Genomic DNA, 17,519 nt, shown 5'->3' with positions numbered 1-17,519 from the left:
CACGCGTGAGGAGGGGTACATGAGCCGCACAGTCGTCCGCGGTGGTCTCGTCGTCACCGCGTCCGGATGCGGAGACATTGGCCGGCGGGAGGGGCGGATTCGCCTGTCCGTCCCGCCGGTAGAGCCTCATCAGCACGCACCGGGCGAGCGCGAACGGCTCAGGAGCGAACGCCGTTGATCCGACGCGAATGGAGCAGAAGCTATGGCACGCACTCTCATCACCGGCGGACTGGTGATCACGGCCTCCGACGAATTGCACGTCGATGTGCTCGTCGACGCCGGCCGCGTCGTGGCCATGGCCACCCATGACAGCCATGGGTGGACGGCCGACCATGTCATCGATGCTGCCGGGAAGTACGTGATCCCGGGTGGGGTCGATGGCCACACGCACATGGAGATGCCGTTCGGTGGCACGTTCGCCTCCGATACGTTCGAGACCGGCACCCGGGCCGCGGCGTGGGGTGGCACGACAACCATCATCGACTTCGCGATCCAGTCCAAGGGCGGGTCCCTGGGCGAAGGGCTCGACGCCTGGCACGAGAAGGCGGATGGAAAGTGCGCGATCGACTATGCCTTCCACATGATCATGTCCGATGTGAACGAGTCCTCGCTCAGAGAGATGGACGGCCTCGTCTCGGCCGGCGTCACCTCGTTCAAACTCTTCACCGCGTACCCGGGGGTCTTCCTCTCCGACGACGGTCAGATCCTTCGAGCCATGCAGCGCGCCGGTTCGAACGGCGGGCTGGTGATGACACACGCGGAGAACGGTCTCGCGATCGACGTGCTCGTGGAGCAGGCGCTGGCACGCGGCGAGAGGGACCCGCGCTATCACGGCGAAGTCCGCAACGCGCTCCTCGAGGCGGAGGCGACGCACCGGGTGATCAAACTGAGCCAGGTCGCGGGTTCGCCCCTCTACGTGGTGCATGTGTCGGCTCAGGAGGCTGTCGCAGAGCTGGCGAGAGCTCGGGACGAGGGGCTTCCCGTGTTCGGGGAGACGTGTCCGCAGTACCTCTTCCTGTCGACCGACAACCTTGCTGAGCCCGATTTCGAAGGTGCGAAGTACGTCTGCTCCACTCCGCTGCGCCCGAAGGAGCACCAGGAAGCACTGTGGCGCGGCTTGCGGACGAATGATCTGCAGGTGGTGTCCACGGACCATTGCCCGTTCTGCTTCAAGGGGCAGAAGGAGATGGGGCGGGAAGACTTCTCGAAGATCCCGAACGGCATGCCGGGAGTCGAGAACCGTATGGACCTGTTGCATCAGGCCGTTGTCGACGGGCATATCAGCCGGCGTCGCTGGATCGAGATCGCCTGTGCCGCGCCTGCTCGGATGTTCGGTCTGTATCCGAAGAAGGGCACGATCGCTCCGGGGGCGGATGCCGACATCGTCATCTACGACCCGGCCGCCGAGCAGGTCATCTCCGCCGAGACGCACCACATGAATGTCGACTACTCGGCCTACGAGGGCAAGCGGGTGACGGGGCGGGTCGAGACGGTGCTGTCGCGCGGGGTGCCGGTGATCGAGAACCGTGCGTACGTGGGGAAGGCCGGGCACGGAGGCTACCTGCCGCGAGGCATCTGCCAGTACACGAACTGAGCGCCCGCCCGGGACGGTCCGATCGCCACCCCCCGGTCGGCCGCCCCCGGCCCCCGAGGCCGGACAGCCCCGGAGCGGGCCGGGCAGCGCTGTCCCGGCCTGCCCGGCCCGCGCCGGGCAGGCGCTACCCGGCGCCCCCTTCCAGCAACCGCTCGGGCACGAAGTCGGCCTCCGCGAGCCGCTGCCACAGTTCGTCCGGGACCGGGAAGCGGGCAGCCGCCGCGTTCGCCGTCACCTCGGCCGCCGAACGGCAGCCCAGGACCACCGAGTTGACGGCGGGGTGCAGCAGCGGGAACTGGATCGCGGCCGCGGGCAGCGGCACCTCGTACGCCTCGCACAGCGCCCGGCACCGGCGCGCCCGCTCCAGTGTCTCCGTGGGGACCGGCCGGTAGTTGAACATGGCGCCGGGGGACGGGTCGGCCAGCAGGCCGGTGTTGAAGACGCCGCCGACGACCACCGCTGTACCCGTCGCGGCGCACAGCGGCAACAGGGTGGTGAGCGCCTCGTGGTCCAGCAGCGAGAAGCGGCCCGCGATGAGCACGACGTCGACCTCGAACTCCGACACGTACGAGGCGAGCGGTCCGCTGTGGTTCATGCCGAATCCGATCGCCCGGATCAGCCCTTCGTCGCGCAGCTTGCGTACCGCCGGATAGGCCGTGCGGCGTATCTCGTCCGGGTAGTCGTCCGGGTCGTGCAGATACAGGATGTCGACGCTGGAGCGGCCCAGGCGGGTCAGGCTCGACTCCAGGGACTCCCGGATGCCCCGCTCCGTCCAGTCGGTGATCACCTCACCGGGTGAGCCGTCCGGCCGGGGGCGCAGCAGCCAGCCCGTCTTGGTGGAGATCACCGGGCCGTTGTCCCCGGACGGGGGCAGCAGGCGGCCCAGGCGCTGTTCGGCGAGGCCGTGTCCGTAGCGGGGCGCGGTGTCGAAGTACGTGATCCCGGCCTCGGCCGCGGCCTGGACGGTCGCGGCGGCATCCTGCTCGGTGACCTCCTCGAAGAGCCCGCCCAGGGGAGCGGTGCCGATGCCGAGGCGGGGCAGGGTGAAGGGCAGCCGGCTCGTCGCGGCGGTGTCGGTCATGCCGTCTCCCACGGGGAGGTACAGGCCGCGCGGTTCGCACGCAGCGTCATGGTCAGGGTCAGCCGGATCCGTGAGTTTCCGGGAAGGCCGACGCGGCAGTACGGTCCGTCGACCGGCCGCTCGGGTCCGTCGTCCACGCGGACGGTGGCGACGTGGTGCTCGGCGAACGACCCCGTCTGCACCAGCAGGGAGCGCGCCGCACCACCGAGGTTCACCAGCTCCACCACCGTGTGGTCCGGGCGGATGTCGGACACCAGCGCGGCGACGTCCTGCGGGAGGCCGGGGCGGCGGGCCTCCGCGTCGTGGTAGCGCACATGCAGTTGGGCGAGGCCGCCGTTGTAGAGGACCTGCGGCGAGCCCGTGGTCAGCTGCAACAGGGCTTCCGTCACCACGGGGTTGAGGTGTTGCCAGTGGTGGATGTCCAGGGCGTCGGGACCGACGGCCGGGTCGACGGTGTCGTTCTCGATGGCCTCGACCCGCTCGGCGCAGCTCGCGAGGGCGCTGCGCAGCATCCGCTCGGGGAAGTGCGGGTTGCGCCCGTGCAGGAACTCGTACCAGGGCTCCTCGTGCCCGGCCTCGTCCTTGATCCGCTGCGTGTGCACGGCGGTCCAGTCCCACTGGGACCCGGCGCGCAGGTGCTCGATCCGGTCGCGGTCGGCCTGCTCGCGGCTGAAGTGCCACAGCGTGAGCGGTAGCTGGCCGGGCATGACGGTGAAGTCGAACCAGCCGGAGTCGTTGTGCCGCTGGGGCACCATCAGGGTGCGCTCGGCCTCCATCGCGCGCAGGTGCGGCTCCCAGCGCTCGCCCAGGGTGCCCATCTGACCGGAGCCGCGCTGCTCGGCGTGGCGCAGCACCGCGTCGAGCGGATTGCGGGCGAGGTCCAGGAAGCCCCGGTCCCCGGTGAGGAGTGTCGCGTTGGCGGCGCCGATGACGGTGGCGCTCCCGACCGGGGAGAGCCCGTGCGGCCACGACCATCCGTAGTGGCCCCCGTACCAGCGGCCGTCCAGATACTCGCCCACCACACCGCTCAGGCCGACGTTGTCGGGCACGACGTCGCGACCCGCGAGCCGCTCCTGCCACACGCCGACGTACTCGGCCACCCAGTCCGCGTAGCGCTGCTCCCCGCTGAGCAGGAAGGCGTTGGTGGCGAGGCCGGTGGCGGCGAGGTTCACGATCGTGTCACCCCGGCCCATCCGGTCCCACATCGCATGGCCGTACGCGCGGGCACGCTCGGGCGACGCGGCCAGGTCGTCGAAGGACGTGACGTCGTCGACCCCGTCCAGCGGAAGACCGTACGGCCGCAGGGCCAGGCTCCACGGGAAGTACGCCTCCTCGTCGCTGAAGCCGAAGCGCGGTCCCGCCGAGCCGTTGTGCGGGGCGCGCAGCAGGCGGTGCGCGGGGTCGTAGTTGGGGCCGCCGGGAAGGTAGAAGTCGGCGAAGCGCACGGCGAGTTCGCGCAGCTCGGGGTCGTCCGGGTCCGCCAGGCACAGACCGTAGAAGAGGAGCAGTCCCTCGCCCTGGTGGAACCAGTCGTAGCCGCGCTCCAGGCCGTCGGCGAGCATGCCCATCTCGGTGAGCTGCGCGGTCACTCCGCGCCAGTGGCGCCGCGCGGCGGTCAGCAGCTCCCCGCTGCCGCCGAGCAGGTAGAGCGTCGGCCAGTTGAAGAACGGCTCGTAGAAGTCGTCCACGCCGTCCCGGCCGTCCATGCCCTGACCGAGCGTGTCACGGAAGACGAGGCGGCCGTCGCCCTCGGTGTAGCGGTCGGCGAAGAGTCGCCATGCCTTGTCCTGGACCGCGAACAACTCCCTTTCCAAGTAAGCCCACTCGGGGACCTCGCTGACGCGCCGGGTCGCGGTCAGCACGGGTCCGTGCGCCTCGCCCGTGCTGTGCGCGTCGCCGGTTCGTTCAGGCCTGAGCATGGGGAACACCTGCACCCTCGTCATGTACGGATTGAACAATCGCCCATCGATAGCCGATAGTTAGACTCATGGGAGGGGGGCCGAAGTGTCAATACTTCGGAGCGGCCCCGACAGGCCCGAGGAGGAGGCGCACCGTGATCGACTGCCATGTCCACCTGTGGGATCCGGCCGAGGGATTTCCATGGATCCGGCCGGGAGGCGAGCACCATCGCGCCTTCGACGAGGAAGACTTGGCGCATTCGGGTGCGGGTCTCGGCCTGGCCGGAGCGATCCTGGTCGAGGCGTCGCGCGGCGACGCGGGGGAGACACTCGCGCTGCGTGAGCTGCGCAGGCGCCGCCCGGATCTGGTCGCCGGATACGTGGCCAACCTGCACGTCCACGGCGCGGACGGGCCCGATGCCCTGCGTTCTCTGCTTCAGGAGCAGGGTGACTCCCGCCCCAACGGGATGCGGCTCGGCGGCTCCTCGTGGCGGGAGACCCCGGAGCCGGCCCGCGCGCTCGTTCCCGTGCTGGCCGAAGCGGGGGTCGCGCTGGAGCTCAATCTGCACCGGAAGGCGTTGACGGCGGCCGTCGAGGCCGGCGCCCGGTATCCCGGGCTCACCGTCGTCGTCGACCATCTGGGCAACGCCCCGGACCCGCGCACACCACAGGCGGGTGAGTGGTTCCGCGAAGTGGAGAGCGCCGCCGCCAGCCCGAACGTGGTGGTGAAGATCTCCGGGCTGCTCACCCAGCAGCACGGGCTCGAGCCGCAGCGCATCGCGCACATGGTGCGACACGTCGTGGACACGCTCGGGCCCGACCGCTGCCTCATCGGCTCCGACTGGCCGATCTGCCTGCCCCGCGGCTCCCGGGCCGACTCGCTCGCCACGTCCCGGCTCGGGCTGTCCCATCTGGCGGCCGATCAGCTCGATCGCGTACTGCACACGAACGCGGTCCGCGTGTACGGGCTCGGTGGCTGATCCCGCGTGGCCGATGTGCATGCGCTCGGCGTCGGCGTGGTTGACAGTGCTCGAACGCCCCTGCTTCGATTCCCTCGATGATCGATAGGCGATGAACAGTGACGGACTTCACCTCGCCTTCGGGACAGTCCTTGGAGTCGGTCCCCACCTCCGCGGAGAAGCCCGATGGCACGTTCCGATCCGCCCATGAGGTTGTCGAACGGGAATGGCCGGATGACAGGCAGCTGGAAACCCCGATGTGACTCCATCGGGAGAAGACGGGCGCGTACTATGTCGCAACTGACGTGCCCCAGTGCAGGATTGGGTATTCATGGCATCTAATGCGTCGGGTGGATTCGTCTCCACGCTGGCCACCAACAAGGACCGGTTCCGCAAGACCCTGATCTCGGACCAGGTGTACGAGCTGCTTCGCCAGGCCGTCGTCGAGGGTGAACTCGCGCCGAACGACCGCGTGGTCGAATCGGAGATCGCCCGGCGGCTCGGCGTCAGCCAGGCCCCGGTGCGCGAGGCGGTCAAGCGGCTCGCCCGTGAGGGCCTGTTCACGCACGTCCCGCGCCGCGGCCACTTCGTCGTCGAGATCTCCTCGCAGGACGCGGAGTACGCCCGTCAGGTCCGCGAGCCGTTGGAGGGACTGGCCGCTCGGCTCGCCACCGAGCACATCACCGAGGAGCAGCTCGCCGGGCTCGACGCACTGGTCGAGCGGATGCGCGAGGCGGTCGCCGCGAACGACGTCAGCGGCTTCCGTGACGCGGACATAGAGTTCCACACCCTGGTCAGCCGGTACGCGGGCAATCCGTTCCTGGCCCGGATGTGGGAGGTCATCGAGCCGAGCCTGCGCACTCTTCGGGCCATCTCCGACCCGCTCTTCGAGGGCGACTGGTGCGCGATGGCCGAGGAACACGGCCGTCTCGTCAGCCTGTTGCGGTCCGGGGAGCCCGACAAGGCGGCCGAGGCCTTCGCCGACCACGCCGCCGGCCGCGGGCCCGTCCCGGACGCGAGGGGGGCCGAGAAGCCGCGCAAGAAGGCCGCCGCGACGAAGAAGACGGCGTCCGGCAGGACGGCAGCTGCGAAGACGACGGCCGTCAAGACGGCAGCCGGCAAGGCGACGGCCAGGAAGACGGCGGCCGTGAAATCGGCCGCCGAGTCGAATTGACCGATCGGCCGTGGGCCCGGTCCGGAATCCCGGACCGGGCCCACGGCCGTGTCGCGCGCCGGCTACCTGCGGGCGCCCGCGGTCCACTTGGGTGCCCCGTACTGGAAGGCGCCCAGACTCGGAGTCGCGTCCGTGGAACCGTCATTGATCCCCGGCAGCGGAATCGCCTGATTGCGCGCGGGGGATCGGGCGGTCAGCCGGTAGTCGTGGGTCGCCGCGTCGACGAACAGCGGATCGACGCCCGTGGGAAGGTTGTTGGAGAGCACGAGCCCACCGTCGGTGGCGCCGTCGAGGCCACGGATCGTGCCGATGTTGTTGTAGATCCTGGTACCGGTCGACTGCCCCGGCTCCTTCACGTAGAACAACGTCATTCCACCGGTGTTGTTGTAGACGCTGTTGTCGTGCGACCCGGTGCCCAGGCCATTGAGCATCACCGTGCCCTCCCGGTTGCCCCAGCCCACATTGTTCGCGATCACCAGATCGCTCTGCCCGTTGTCCGCGTAGATCCCGGAGATCCCGAACGTGGTGGAGGTCGTGGCCGGCGCCGGGTCGTGCAGCACGTTGTGGTCGATGGACGTGCCCATCATCCAGGCGCTGCAACAGGTGTAGATCGCGGCGACGTCCAGGCTCAGCCGGGCGTAACCGGAGATGTCGTTGTACGCGATCAGGTCCTTGCCCGGGGCGAGGCCGCTCACCTCGTTCCACTGGAGGTTGATCCCGCTGCGGCCGACGCGGGAGATCGTGTTGTACGTGACCGTCTGGCTGTTGCCCTGCACGGCGATGCCCGCCGCGTAGGTGCCCATGTAGTCCACGTCGTGGATCACGTTGTCCGTGGCCGTGTTGTTCTGTCCGCGGAGCGCGATGCCGTTCCCGGCGCTGAAGGCCAGATCGCTGTTCACGATCTTGTTGTGGGTGCCGTCGAGGATGATGCCGGTGTCGCCGACGCCCCGTGTCACCGTGCTGCCGCAGTCCGTCGCACCCTGGGTGATGTTCGTGTAGTGCGACAGGTACCGGCCGTTGATGCCGTCCAGAGTGACGCCGGTGCTGGAGGGACCCGTCCTGATCGTGGTGGCGAACAGGCCGATGTCCGTGATCGTCGTGTGACTGGCGTTCGTCAGGTCGAAGCCGAAGGCGCGCCGCTTGGCCTCGACGGTGTGGGCGTCCGGGTCGTCGGTGCCGTACATGTACAGGCGCTTCGCGGCCGGGTCGTAGAACCACTCGCCGGGACGGGCGAGTTCACCGATCTTCCCGGACAGCGCGTACCGGGTCTCCTTGGGCACCACCTTGTGCACGCACGGCGGCGCCGCGTCCAGCGTCACCGAGCCGGCGGCGGAGCTCTTCACCGTGGTGGTGGCCGAGATGTACCAGTAGCCGGTGAGGGCGCGCGCACCGTCCCAGTACCCCGCAGGGCGGGTCAGGTCCGCGTCGGCGATGGTGGCGTCCGCGCTGCCCGCACCGGCGTACCGGAGCTCGGGGTCGAGCAGATCGAGGCCGGGGTACGGCCACTGCGCCTCGATGCCCATCTTCTTGTCGGTGAACACCTGCACGGTGGTCACGTCCGCGCCGAGGTCGACACCGGTGCTGTAGATGTGCCCGGCCGCCACCGCGTCGCTGAACTGCGAGTCGGCGGCGAAGGGGTCGGACTTGGCGATCTCGGTGACATCGGCGGCGGTGACCGGCTCGAAGCCGCCGATCCGGGAGGCCCCGCTCACCGTGACCTCCGCCCCCGGGGCGGCGCGGTACGTGATCGGCAGTCCGGCGGTGCCGGACCGGGCCGGCACCACGGTCTCCTCGTACGTGCCGGACATGACCAGGCACGTATCGCCCGGCACCATCACGTCGGCGCACTTCTGGATGTGGCGGAACGGCGCCCTGGGGCTCCTGCCGCCGGCGATGTCCTGGCCGGACGGTGAGACGTAGTACGTCTTCCCCGCTCGGATCTTGACCGGATGGGCGGTGGCGGGCTGACCGGCCACCACCACGGTCAGGGCGGCGAGCAGGGCGGCTGCGGACCATGGTCCCCTGCGGGACCGTGGCATCCATCTCCTCAGCACTCCGTGATCCTCTCTCTTCTTTCGGCTTTCTCTCGGACGGGACACTTCGAGCCCGGTCGTTCTGCCGGGACGCGTGCTCCCGCGGCTCATCCCTTCACCGCGCCGACAGTGAGACCGCTGATGATGTGGCGCTGCATGTAGATGAAGAAGATGACGACGGGCGCGACGGCGAGCAGCAGGTTCGGGAACACCTTCGTCAGGTCGGTCGAGTACTGGCTGATGCCGGCGTAGATCGCCGTCGTGACCGTGTAGTGCCCGGAGGACGGACTGAGCAGGATCTGCGGCGAGACGAAGTCGTTCCAGATCCCGATCGAGTTGAGGATCAGCACCGTGACGACCGCAGGGCGCATCAGCGGGAAGACGATGGACCAGAACGTCCGGTACCGGCCCGCGCCGTCGATCGTCGCCGCGTTGTCGATGTCCACCGGGATGGTGCGGATGAAGCCGACGAACAGGAAGATGCTCACCGGCAGTGTGGACGCCACGTCGTGCGCGACCAGCCCGGTCACGGTATTGGCCAGGCCCACCTCGCGCAGCACATAGATCACCGGGATGATCACGGCGGCGCCCGGGATGAACGTGCCGGCCAGGAAGTACAGCAGCACCAGCTGCGTACGCCGCTTGAGGCTGCGCGCGATCGCGTACGCGGCCGGGCCCGCGAGCAGGATGCACAGCACGTCCACGACCACGACGAGGAACAGCGTGAAGCCGTAGCCGCCGATGACGTTGAACTGCGGGCTGTTGATCGCCGCCGACATGTGCTCGAAGGTCAGCCCGCTCAGGGGGATCGAGAACGGGTTGTCGAGGATGTCCTGCTGCGACTTGAACGCGTTCACGACGAGCAGGTAGATCGGCACGATCATGAAGACCAGGAGCGCGCCGAGCAGCGCCCACCGCACGGGCGAGCGCGGCTCCTTGTGCTCCGTACGCCGCGACGCGGCACCACCACGGGTCGGCGCAGCCTTCGGCCTGTCGCGGACCTCTGCCTCTAGTACGACCACCACCGGCTCCTAACTAACCTGTCGCAGCTTGGTCTTGACGGTTGCGCAGCGCCGTCACGAGGAGGGCGAGCACGGCGGACACCACCATCAGGAACACTGCCTGCGCGGTCGCGTACCCGACCTTGGTGCCCTCGAAGGACCGGGCGAGAATGAGGTACGTGAAGGTCTGTGTCGAGCCGGCCGGCCCGCCGCCGGTGAGGCTGACCACGATGTCGTACGCCCGGATGAGCCCCACCAGGTTCAGCACCGTCGCCACGGTGACCACGGGAGCGATCATGGGGATCACGATCCGCAGATTGATCTGGCGCTTGGAGGCGCCGTCGATCGCCGCGGCCTCCAGCAGCTCGGCGGGCACCGTCTGCAGGGCGGCCACGAACAGGACGACGTTGAAACCGAATCCGGCCCACACGATCACCGCGATCAGCGAGATCAGCGCGAACTTCTCGTCGAAGAGGAAGCCGAGCGGTTCTATGCCGAACTTGGCGAGCGTGTTGTTGATGGCGCCGTTGGTGCCGAGGATCGCCGCCCACAGATAGCCGAGGATCAGCGCGCTGATGACGTGCGGGAAGTAGGCGACGGCCCGGAAGAAGGAGTTCGTGCGCGAACGGCCCTTGAGGGCCAGCGCGTACACGAGTCCCAGCCCCACCATGAGGACCGTGCCGGCCGCGGCGATCAGACCCGTCACGTACCAGGCGTCCGACGAACTCGGATCGTCGAACAGGTGCTTGTAGTTGTCGAGCCCGGTGAACGTGGCGGTGGAGAAGCCGTCCCAGTCGGTCAGGCTGAGATACACCGCGACACCCACCGGCACGACCGTCATCACCGTGTAGAGCAGGACGGCCGGGCCCATCATCCCGAGGGAGACGGCCGAGTCGCGCAGTCTCGCCCGGCGCCGGCGCTTCAGCCCCGCGTTCAGTTCTGCGAGTTCCACCACTTGTCCAATCCGTCGGCCGCGCCCGCGGAGGACGAGCCCGTGTACAGGGACTGGATCTGCTTGTTGAGTTCATCGCTGAACCCGGCGATCGGCTGGCTCTTACCGGACTTCACGATCACCGACGGCGCCTTGTCCAGGATCTTCTGCACGGACGTACCGAGGCTGGACATCGGGTAGGTGAAGCCCTCGCGCAGATTGGCGTCGGAGGCGAGCTGGCTCTGGATGGCCTTCGGGTCGGTGGTCGCCCACTTCACGAACTCGATCGCCTCGGCCTTGTGGCGGGACTTGTTCACCACGACGTACGGGTTCGAGATGTTGCCGAACTGGCCGGACGGGTAGGCCCCGTCGGTCGGCATGGTGAACACACCGATGTCGTCGCTCTTCTTCGCGGCGTCGGCGGCGGGCACGAAGAACGAACCCATGATGTACATCGCGGACTTGCCGTTCAGGAAGGCCGTCTGGCCGTCCGCGTAGGTGAGACCGAGCGCGCTCTTGTCCAGGTAGCCCTTGTCGATCCAGCTCTTGTAGTGCTCCAGGTAGGGCAGGTAGCCGCTCTTGGCGAAGGAGGCCTTGCCGTCGTTGCGCTTGGCCGTCCACTCGGGGTCGGCGGTGAGCACACCCGCGTCGGCCATCATCGAGAACTGGGAGCCGGTGACCCACTGCCCGGCGGTCTGCAGCGGCTTGTACCCGGCACCCTTCAAGCTGCCCATGGCCGCGGTGAACTGATCCATGGTCCGGATGCTCGTGGCGTCGATCCCGGCCTTCTCGAAAGCGGCCTTGTTGTAGAAGACGAGCGACTGGATCTGCTCGCCCACACCGACCACGTAGTGCTTGCCGTCGATGGCGTACTGGTCGGCCAGCGGAGTCTTGGCGGTCCAGGGCTGGTCGGACAGGTCGGCGAAGAGCGACGCGGTGTCGGCGGTCGGCGTGATCTGCTGGGCGACGTCCGGCGGGTCACCCGCGGCCAGGTCCTGCCTCAGCTTCGCGTCCGCCGATATCGTGCCGGTCAGTTCGAGCTTGACCGTGACACCGGGGTGGGACTTCTCGTAGGCGTCGAAGAGATCGTTCCAGTACTTCTCCGTCAGGTTCGGCGTGATGTTCACGATGACGCGGAGGGTCGTGCCCTCCGAGGCCTGGTCGGACCCGTTGCCACAGGCGACGGCCGATGCCATCACCAGGGGAGCCAGGGCGAGTCCGCAGGTACGACGCCACATTGTTTTCATCGGGACACGCTCCGTTGCGTAGTCGTGAATAATCGATAGCTGGTGTTCAGCCGCAGAGTTCCCGGTGGAGCAGTAAGTGGGAGGGGGTCGCGGGCGGTCAGCGGTGCGGGCCGCCCGGCGGGGTGGTGCGATGCGGTGGAGGCGGGGCTGAGCCCTCGTCTCCGTGACTATCGTCTATCGATTGCTGATGCTAGGGGTGGCATCCCGCTTCTTCAAGAGTGCTGCGCCAAACCTCTGAGTTCGTTCTTCCGGTCCCGCCGACCGCTCGGCGGGCAACCACCGCACAACTAAGTGACCTTGGGTTCCCAGGGAGCGGACCGTGAGCGTGAGCCGGATGAGGCGATCTCCCCAACTCCCGGTCAGCTGAGGGTCGTCGAGATCCTTGCGATGCCCTCGTCGATCCCGCCGTCGTCGGGAAGCGTGACTACATAGTGGTCGAGGCCATGAACGACCAGCTGTACGAGGCGGGCGCGCCGGGCGTCGTCAGCGCAGAGCAGCGGCGCGGCGGCGAGCACGGCACCATGGATCCACGGGTTCCAGTTGTTGGCGCCGCCGTCCGCCCCGATCCAGCGCCAGTCCCGGCGGCGTTCGAAGGGCAGTAGCACCCGCCGCTCCACCTCGCGGCGCAGCCGGCGCCGTAGCCCCGGCATCCGCCGGTCGAGACGAGGCCCCAGGACATGGTCCGTCCAGGCGAACAGCGAGGCGACCTCGGCGGCGCCCAGGTCGAGAAAGGGTTCGTCCGGATCGGGCACGAGGTCGCCCCGCTCCGCCGCGAAACGCTCGTGCGGCGCCCAGCACCAGGTGCTCGCCTCGGCTTTGAGCGTGTGGCAGGCCTCCCACACCACCCGTTCGCCGCCGCGCTCCAGCGGCCGGTCGGGCTGGTACTGCTCGGGAGTCACGTAGTCGCCCGGTATCCCGAGCCTGTCATTGACGAGAATGCCGGGCTGCAACTCTCTTGCCAGGGAATGAAGTTGCTGCGCGCCCCACTCCTGTGGGCCCTTCTCCGGATATGTGAAGTCGAAGAAGAGCAGATCGATGGGACCGTAATCGGTGAGGAGTTCGCGCAGCTGCCCCTCCATGTATGCCCGGTAGCGCGCCATGTCGCCAGGATCCCGCCGGGCCTCGGTGTCCCGCAGCGGGTGGTGTTCGTCGACCGTGAAGTCGGGGTGGTGCCAGTCGAGCAGCGAGTAGTACAGGCCGACCCGCAGCCCCTCGGCACGCATGGCCTCGACGAACTCGCGCACCAGGTCACGGCCGGTCGCACGCACCGAGGTGTAGTCCGACAGAGCCGAGTCGAACAGGCAGAAACCGTCGTGGTGCTTCGCTGTCAGAACCGCGTAGCGCATGCCGGACTCCCGTGCGGTACGGGCCAGTTGCCGGGCATCGAAGAGATCGGGATCGAACCGGTACAGGTAACGGTCGTACTCCTGCTGCGACATGGCCTCCCGGCTGCGCACCCACTCGTGCCGCGCCGCCAGGCTGTACAGGCCGAAGTGGACGAAGAGCCCGAAGCGTGACGCCTCGAACCACCCGGTGCGGACAGGGGAATCGGCGGAATCGGTGGAAGCATCGGTCACGGGAGGCTCCTGACGCATTGACATCACTAATCGATTGGCTGTTATCTACCATCGATAGGCGATGATGTCACTGGCGTTGCGTGCGGCGAGCACGCGGAGAGGCAAGTGCATGAACCCGATTGGGGATCAGGAAACGCCGTCGGCGGGGGCGACCCGCGTCAAGGAGGCGGAGGAGACCCGTACCTACGAGTCGATGCGAGCGCCGGTCCACACCTCGTCCTACGTACGACCCACCTCGCAGATGGTGGAGGCCCTCAAGGACGTGAGCGCGGCGACGGCCTGCGCGAAGCTGCATCAGATGGGCATCACCCGGACGTTCATCGACGGCCCGGTGCCGCTGCACCGCGAACCGGACGTCAAGATCACCGGCGGTGCCGTGACGCTGGAGTTCCTGCCGCAGCGCGAGGACGTCTTCAACGGCGCGGAGCAGGAGGACATCGAGCGCAAGACCCCGCTGTGGGGCGTCCTCGAATCCATCCAGCCCGGCGACGTGCTCGTGGTGTCGGCCCGAGGCAGCCACTTCACCGGCTGCCTCGGCGACATGCTCGTGCGCTACTTCAAGCTGCGCGGCGGCGCCGGGATCGTGGTGGACGGACGGGTGCGGGACGCGGCCCGGGTCCGCGCGCTCGGTGTGCCCATCTGGTGCACCGGAGTCACCCCGCACTACGCTTCGCAGACCGAGCTGTTCCCGTCCGCGTTCAACGTGCCCGTCGGTGTCGGCGGCTCCCTGGTGACGCCCGGCGACCTGATCGTCGCCGACGAGGACGGCGCAGTCGTCGTCCCCCAGCGGAACGCGATCCCGCTCGCCGAGGACTCCCTGCTGCATCAGGACCGGGAGGAGTTCGCCCGCCGCCGTCTGGACGAGGGAGGACGGCTCTCCGACTACTACCCGCTCACCGGCGAGGGCCTGACCGAGTACCTGGCCGGCCGGCCCGCCGCCACCTGAGCCCCGGCGGGCCGGCTGGCCTCCCGGAACCACAGCTCCGGCGAACGGTGCCGGGCGGCCATGCTCGGCGAACCGGCCCGCCGGGTCGCACGGGGCGGGGGAGCGCGCGAACGGATGCGGGTGCTGCTGCCTGAGTGGTCGTGCTGTTGCCCTCAGCCGTCGTGCTGCGGTCTCAGCCTTCGTGCAGCGCCGTTCTGAGGGCGTCCACGGCGAGCTTGCGGGCCACGTGGGCGGCGCGGGTGTCGCGCAGGCTGTCCAGGAGGAGAAAGTCGTGGACCATGCCCGCGACCCGGACGCAGGTGACGTCGACGCCCGCCTCGCGGAGTTTGTTGGCGTACTTCTCGCCCTCGTCGCGCAGGACGTCGGCCTCGTCGGTGATGACGAGGGTGGTGGGCAGTCCACTGAGCTGTTCCAGTGAGGCCCGGAGCGGGGAGGCATGCGCCTCGGCCCGCTGGGCCGGGTCGGTGGTGTAGGCGTCCCAGAACCACCTCATGCCGTCGCGGGTGAGGTAGTGGCCCTCGGCGAACTGCAGGTAGGACGGGGTGTCGAAGTCCGCGTCGGTCACTGGGTAGAGCAGGACCTGCGCCTTGAGGCCGAGGCCACCGCGTTCCTTGTTCATGAGCGCGAACACCGTCGACATGCAGCCGCCGACCGAATCACCGGCCACCGCTACCCGGGTGACGTCCAGTCCGTGTTCCGCGCCGTGTTCCGCGACCCACTGGCCGACGGCGAAGTTCTGTTCGACCTGAGTGGGGTACTTCGCCTCCGGTGCGCGGTCGTAGACGGGAAAGACACCGGCCGCACCGGCGCCGACGGCCAGCTCGCGGAAGAGGCGGTCGTGTGTCCTGTCGTCGCCGAAGACCCACCCGGCACCGTGGATGAAGAAGACCACGGGCAGCGGTCCGGTGGCTCCCCGGGGCCGGATGACGCGGGTGCGGACCGTGCCCCACCGGCCCGCGTCCACGTCGGCCCACTCCTCGTCGACATCGGGTCGGGGCACGCTCGGGTCGCTCTGCAGGCCCAGAAGAATCTCCCGGCCCTTCTCGGGCGGGACCTCGTAGATCCGCGGGTGCGGACCGGTCGCCTCGGCCAGTTCCTTCGCGGCGGGTTCGAGGCAGGGGGTGATCGGCGGAGGCAGCTGGGTCATGTTCACTCCATGTCACGAGCGGGCACGGGCGTGCCCTCTGTTCCCGCGGCCGCACCGGGCCACGGCTGATGATCTGTCCCCGGGTGAAGACCCGCCCCCGGGTGAAGACCCGCCCCCGGCCACATCTCTCCCGTTCCATCGTCCTGGCCTGCCCGTGAAGCGCAACCCGCGCCCGGTCTCGCCCCGTCCGACACGGTGCCGCCCATGCTCACCGGCGATCAGTGGGTACGCGCCGGGACCTCTTCCCAAAGGCCGGAAAGCAGTCCAGAATCGTCCCCCCACGACTCGCGTCCGAGGCGGCGTTGTACAGGGTTCGGTGCGGCCTCATGTGGAAGGATCTGCAGACACGTCACTCAAGGGCAGCGCCCCCGGAGCCGCTACCGGCGTGCGCTTGAGTACCTGAAGAACGGTGCTTGGGAGAGGGCGGTATGCGCACTGGGCGACCACGACGGCACACCGGTTCCCCCTCGTCCGGGCTGCCCGAGCTCCACATCACCGGCACCATCGGCCCGCGTCTCCCCGGCCCGGACGTCCGGCCCCCGAAGAAGCGCACCATCGCCCCGGCCGCCGACGTCGGCAGCCACGCCCCGGCGGCCGAACAGGCCGGCTCCGCGAAGACCCACCACGCGTACGCCGTCTGCTCGGCGTACGAGGGAAAGTGGATCACCGGTCGAGCCGAACCGGTCCTCCCGTGCGGTGAAGTCATCTCCGGTGCAAGGAAGTTGACCCGCCGGGCCGGACGCGTCACGTACACCCCGCAAGCCACCTGTCAGTACCTGGACTAGGAGCACCCGTCATGGACTTCGGACTCGTCCTCCAGACCGATCCGCCCGCCTCGGCCGTCGTCGGCCTGATGCGCCGCGCCGAACGCAACGGTTTCCGCTACGGCTGGACCTTCGACTCGACGGTGCTCTGGCAGGAACCGTTCGTCATCTACAGCCAGATCCTCGAACACACCGAACACCTCGTCGTCGGCCCCATGGTCACCAACCCCGGCACCCGCACCTGGGAGGTGACCGCCTCCACCTTCGCCACCCTCAACGACATGTTCGGCAACCGCACCGTCTGCGGCATCGGACGGGGCGACTCGGCGATGCGCGTCGCCGGCCGCAGACCCAACACGCTGGCCCGGCTCGGCGAGGCCATCGACGTCATCCGTGACCTCGCCGAAGGACGGGAGGCGACCGTCGACGGGCAACCGGTCCAGATCCCCTGGGTGAAGGACGGCAGACTGCCCGTCTGGATGGGCGCGTACGGCCCGAAGGCGCTCGCCCTCGCCGGACAGAAGGCCGACGGCTTCATCCTCCAGCTCGCCGACCCGTTCCTCACCGAGTGGATGATCAAGGCGGTGCGGGACGCGGCGGCCGAGGCGGGCCGCGACCCGGACTCCGTGACCATCTGCGTGGCCGCCCCCGCCTACGTGAGCGACGACCTCGACCACGCCCGCGAGCAGTGCCGCTGGTTCGGCGGCATGGTCGGCAACCACGTCGCGGACCTCGTCTCCCGGTACGGCTCGCACTCCGGGCTCGTTCCCGAGGCCCTGACCGAGTACATCGCCGGGCGGACCGGCTACGACTACAGCCACCACGGCCGGACCGGAAACCCCGACACCACCTTCGTGCCGGACGAGATCGTCGACCGGTTCTGCCTGCTGGGTCCCGCCGAGGCGCACATCGAGAAGCTGCGGGCCCTGCGCGACCTGGGCGTCGACCAGTTCGCGCTCTACAACATGCACGACGCGCGCGAGGCGACGATCGACGCCTACGGCGCACGGATCATCCCCGCGTTGTCCGACTGACCCGCCCCTCCCCGCAGGCTGTCCGCACCCCTTCCCCACTCCGCTGCTTCCCCCTCCCTCGTATCTCGCGTCCCTCCCCGCACCGCTGCTTCCCCCGTATCTTGCGCCCCGCCCCGCACGGCACCGTTCCCGA

Annotated in this window: 14 protein-coding genes; 6 read left to right on the top strand and 8 right to left on the bottom strand. The window is 68.9% G+C overall.

Annotation, left to right across the window (positions count from 1 at the left end; genetic code table 11):
* Nucleotides 1-202: 202 nt before the first annotated feature.
* Nucleotides 203-1,594, top strand: coding sequence for a dihydropyrimidinase (gene hydA / locus OHA19_RS07810; RefSeq protein WP_405718256.1), 1,392 nt, complete (start codon nt 203-205; stop codon nt 1,592-1,594).
* Between the two features lie 124 nt (nt 1,595-1,718).
* Here hydA and OHA19_RS07805 read toward each other — a convergent pair whose 3' ends face one another.
* Both OHA19_RS07805 and OHA19_RS07800 read right to left on the bottom strand, forming a co-directional pair.
* The gene (locus tag OHA19_RS07805; RefSeq protein WP_405718258.1) at nt 1,719-2,675 is read right to left on the bottom strand and encodes an aldo/keto reductase; all 957 of its coding nucleotides are present in this window, start codon (nt 2,673-2,675) and stop codon (nt 1,719-1,721) included.
* Nucleotides 2,672-4,594 (bottom strand): hypothetical protein, encoded by a 1,923-nt coding sequence (locus OHA19_RS07800; RefSeq protein ID WP_405749753.1) that lies wholly within the window; start codon nt 4,592-4,594, stop codon nt 2,672-2,674. Before OHA19_RS07800 ends, OHA19_RS07805 begins: the two co-directional genes overlap by 4 nt.
* Nucleotides 4,595-4,728: 134 nt before the next feature.
* Between OHA19_RS07800 and OHA19_RS07795 the strand changes: the two genes are divergently transcribed.
* Complete coding sequence (locus OHA19_RS07795; protein ID WP_405749751.1) at nt 4,729-5,553, top strand: amidohydrolase family protein; 825 nt, start codon at nt 4,729-4,731, stop codon at nt 5,551-5,553.
* A 310-nt stretch (nt 5,554-5,863) separates the two neighbouring features.
* Nucleotides 5,864-6,706 (top strand): FCD domain-containing protein, encoded by an 843-nt coding sequence (locus OHA19_RS07790; protein ID WP_405749750.1) that lies wholly within the window; start codon nt 5,864-5,866, stop codon nt 6,704-6,706.
* A 62-nt stretch (nt 6,707-6,768) separates the two neighbouring features.
* On the opposite strand, the gene OHA19_RS07785 is transcribed toward OHA19_RS07790, so the two are convergent.
* The 5 genes from OHA19_RS07785 to OHA19_RS07765 form a co-directional block, all read right to left on the bottom strand.
* Nucleotides 6,769-8,745, bottom strand: a complete 1,977-nt coding sequence (locus OHA19_RS07785; RefSeq protein ID WP_405749749.1) for a right-handed parallel beta-helix repeat-containing protein — start codon at nt 8,743-8,745, stop codon at nt 6,769-6,771.
* A gap of 101 nt (nt 8,746-8,846) precedes the next feature.
* The gene (locus tag OHA19_RS07780) at nt 8,847-9,761 is read right to left on the bottom strand and encodes a carbohydrate ABC transporter permease (protein ID WP_405718272.1); all 915 of its coding nucleotides are present in this window, start codon (nt 9,759-9,761) and stop codon (nt 8,847-8,849) included.
* Between the two features lie 13 nt (nt 9,762-9,774).
* Nucleotides 9,775-10,695 carry a carbohydrate ABC transporter permease gene (locus tag OHA19_RS07775; RefSeq protein WP_405718275.1) on the bottom strand — a complete coding sequence of 307 codons (921 nt, stop codon included), beginning with the start codon at nt 10,693-10,695 and terminating at the stop codon, nt 9,775-9,777.
* Complete coding sequence (locus tag OHA19_RS07770; protein WP_405718278.1) at nt 10,674-11,918, bottom strand: ABC transporter substrate-binding protein; 1,245 nt, start codon at nt 11,916-11,918, stop codon at nt 10,674-10,676. Before OHA19_RS07770 ends, OHA19_RS07775 begins: the two co-directional genes overlap by 22 nt.
* A gap of 359 nt (nt 11,919-12,277) precedes the next feature.
* Nucleotides 12,278-13,495 (bottom strand): alpha-L-fucosidase, encoded by a 1,218-nt coding sequence (locus OHA19_RS07765; protein ID WP_405718281.1) that lies wholly within the window; start codon nt 13,493-13,495, stop codon nt 12,278-12,280.
* 109 nt (nt 13,496-13,604) lie between these two features.
* Between OHA19_RS07765 and OHA19_RS07760 the strand changes: the two genes are divergently transcribed.
* Nucleotides 13,605-14,441 (top strand): ribonuclease activity regulator RraA, encoded by an 837-nt coding sequence (locus OHA19_RS07760; protein WP_405718283.1) that lies wholly within the window; start codon nt 13,605-13,607, stop codon nt 14,439-14,441.
* A gap of 172 nt (nt 14,442-14,613) precedes the next feature.
* On the opposite strand, the gene OHA19_RS07755 is transcribed toward OHA19_RS07760, so the two are convergent.
* Nucleotides 14,614-15,588, bottom strand: coding sequence for an alpha/beta hydrolase (locus OHA19_RS07755; RefSeq protein WP_405718286.1), 975 nt, complete (start codon nt 15,586-15,588; stop codon nt 14,614-14,616).
* Between the two features lie 428 nt (nt 15,589-16,016).
* On the opposite strand from OHA19_RS07755, the gene OHA19_RS07750 reads away from it, so the two are divergent.
* Together OHA19_RS07750 and OHA19_RS07745 are read left to right on the top strand one after the other, a co-directional pair.
* Nucleotides 16,017-16,373, top strand: a complete 357-nt coding sequence (locus tag OHA19_RS07750; RefSeq protein WP_405718289.1) for a hypothetical protein — start codon at nt 16,017-16,019, stop codon at nt 16,371-16,373.
* An 11-nt stretch (nt 16,374-16,384) separates the two neighbouring features.
* A complete protein-coding gene (locus OHA19_RS07745) occupies nt 16,385-17,386 on the top strand; it encodes a TIGR03842 family LLM class F420-dependent oxidoreductase (protein ID WP_405718292.1) in 1,002 nt (333 codons plus the stop codon).
* Nucleotides 17,387-17,519 lie beyond the last annotated feature (133 nt).

The sequence above is a fragment of the Streptomyces sp. NBC_00012 genome, assembly GCF_045040875.1.
In the GTDB taxonomy this organism is placed as follows: domain Bacteria; phylum Actinomycetota; class Actinomycetes; order Streptomycetales; family Streptomycetaceae; genus Streptomyces.
Note: the sequence above shows the minus strand (reverse complement) of the source record. Positions and strands in the feature narration are given on the sequence as shown.

Excerpts from the sequence above, each read along its gene's own strand:
- hydA (WP_405718256.1), top strand. The coding sequence starts at position 203 with ATGGCACGCACTCTCATCACCGGCGGACTGGTGATCACGGCCTCCGAC.
- OHA19_RS07805 (WP_405718258.1), bottom strand. The coding sequence starts at position 2,675 with ATGACCGACACCGCCGCGACGAGCCGGCTGCCCTTCACCCTGCCCCGC.
- OHA19_RS07800 (WP_405749753.1), bottom strand. The coding sequence starts at position 4,594 with ATGCTCAGGCCTGAACGAACCGGCGACGCGCACAGCACGGGCGAGGCG.
- OHA19_RS07790 (WP_405749750.1), top strand. The coding sequence starts at position 5,864 with ATGGCATCTAATGCGTCGGGTGGATTCGTCTCCACGCTGGCCACCAAC.
- OHA19_RS07785 (WP_405749749.1), bottom strand. The coding sequence starts at position 8,745 with ATGCCACGGTCCCGCAGGGGACCATGGTCCGCAGCCGCCCTGCTCGCC.
- OHA19_RS07770 (WP_405718278.1), bottom strand. The coding sequence starts at position 11,918 with ATGAAAACAATGTGGCGTCGTACCTGCGGACTCGCCCTGGCTCCCCTG.
- OHA19_RS07760 (WP_405718283.1), top strand. The coding sequence starts at position 13,605 with ATGAACCCGATTGGGGATCAGGAAACGCCGTCGGCGGGGGCGACCCGC.
- OHA19_RS07755 (WP_405718286.1), bottom strand. The coding sequence starts at position 15,588 with ATGACCCAGCTGCCTCCGCCGATCACCCCCTGCCTCGAACCCGCCGCG.
- OHA19_RS07750 (WP_405718289.1), top strand. The coding sequence starts at position 16,017 with ATGCGCACTGGGCGACCACGACGGCACACCGGTTCCCCCTCGTCCGGG.
- OHA19_RS07745 (WP_405718292.1), top strand. The coding sequence starts at position 16,385 with ATGGACTTCGGACTCGTCCTCCAGACCGATCCGCCCGCCTCGGCCGTC.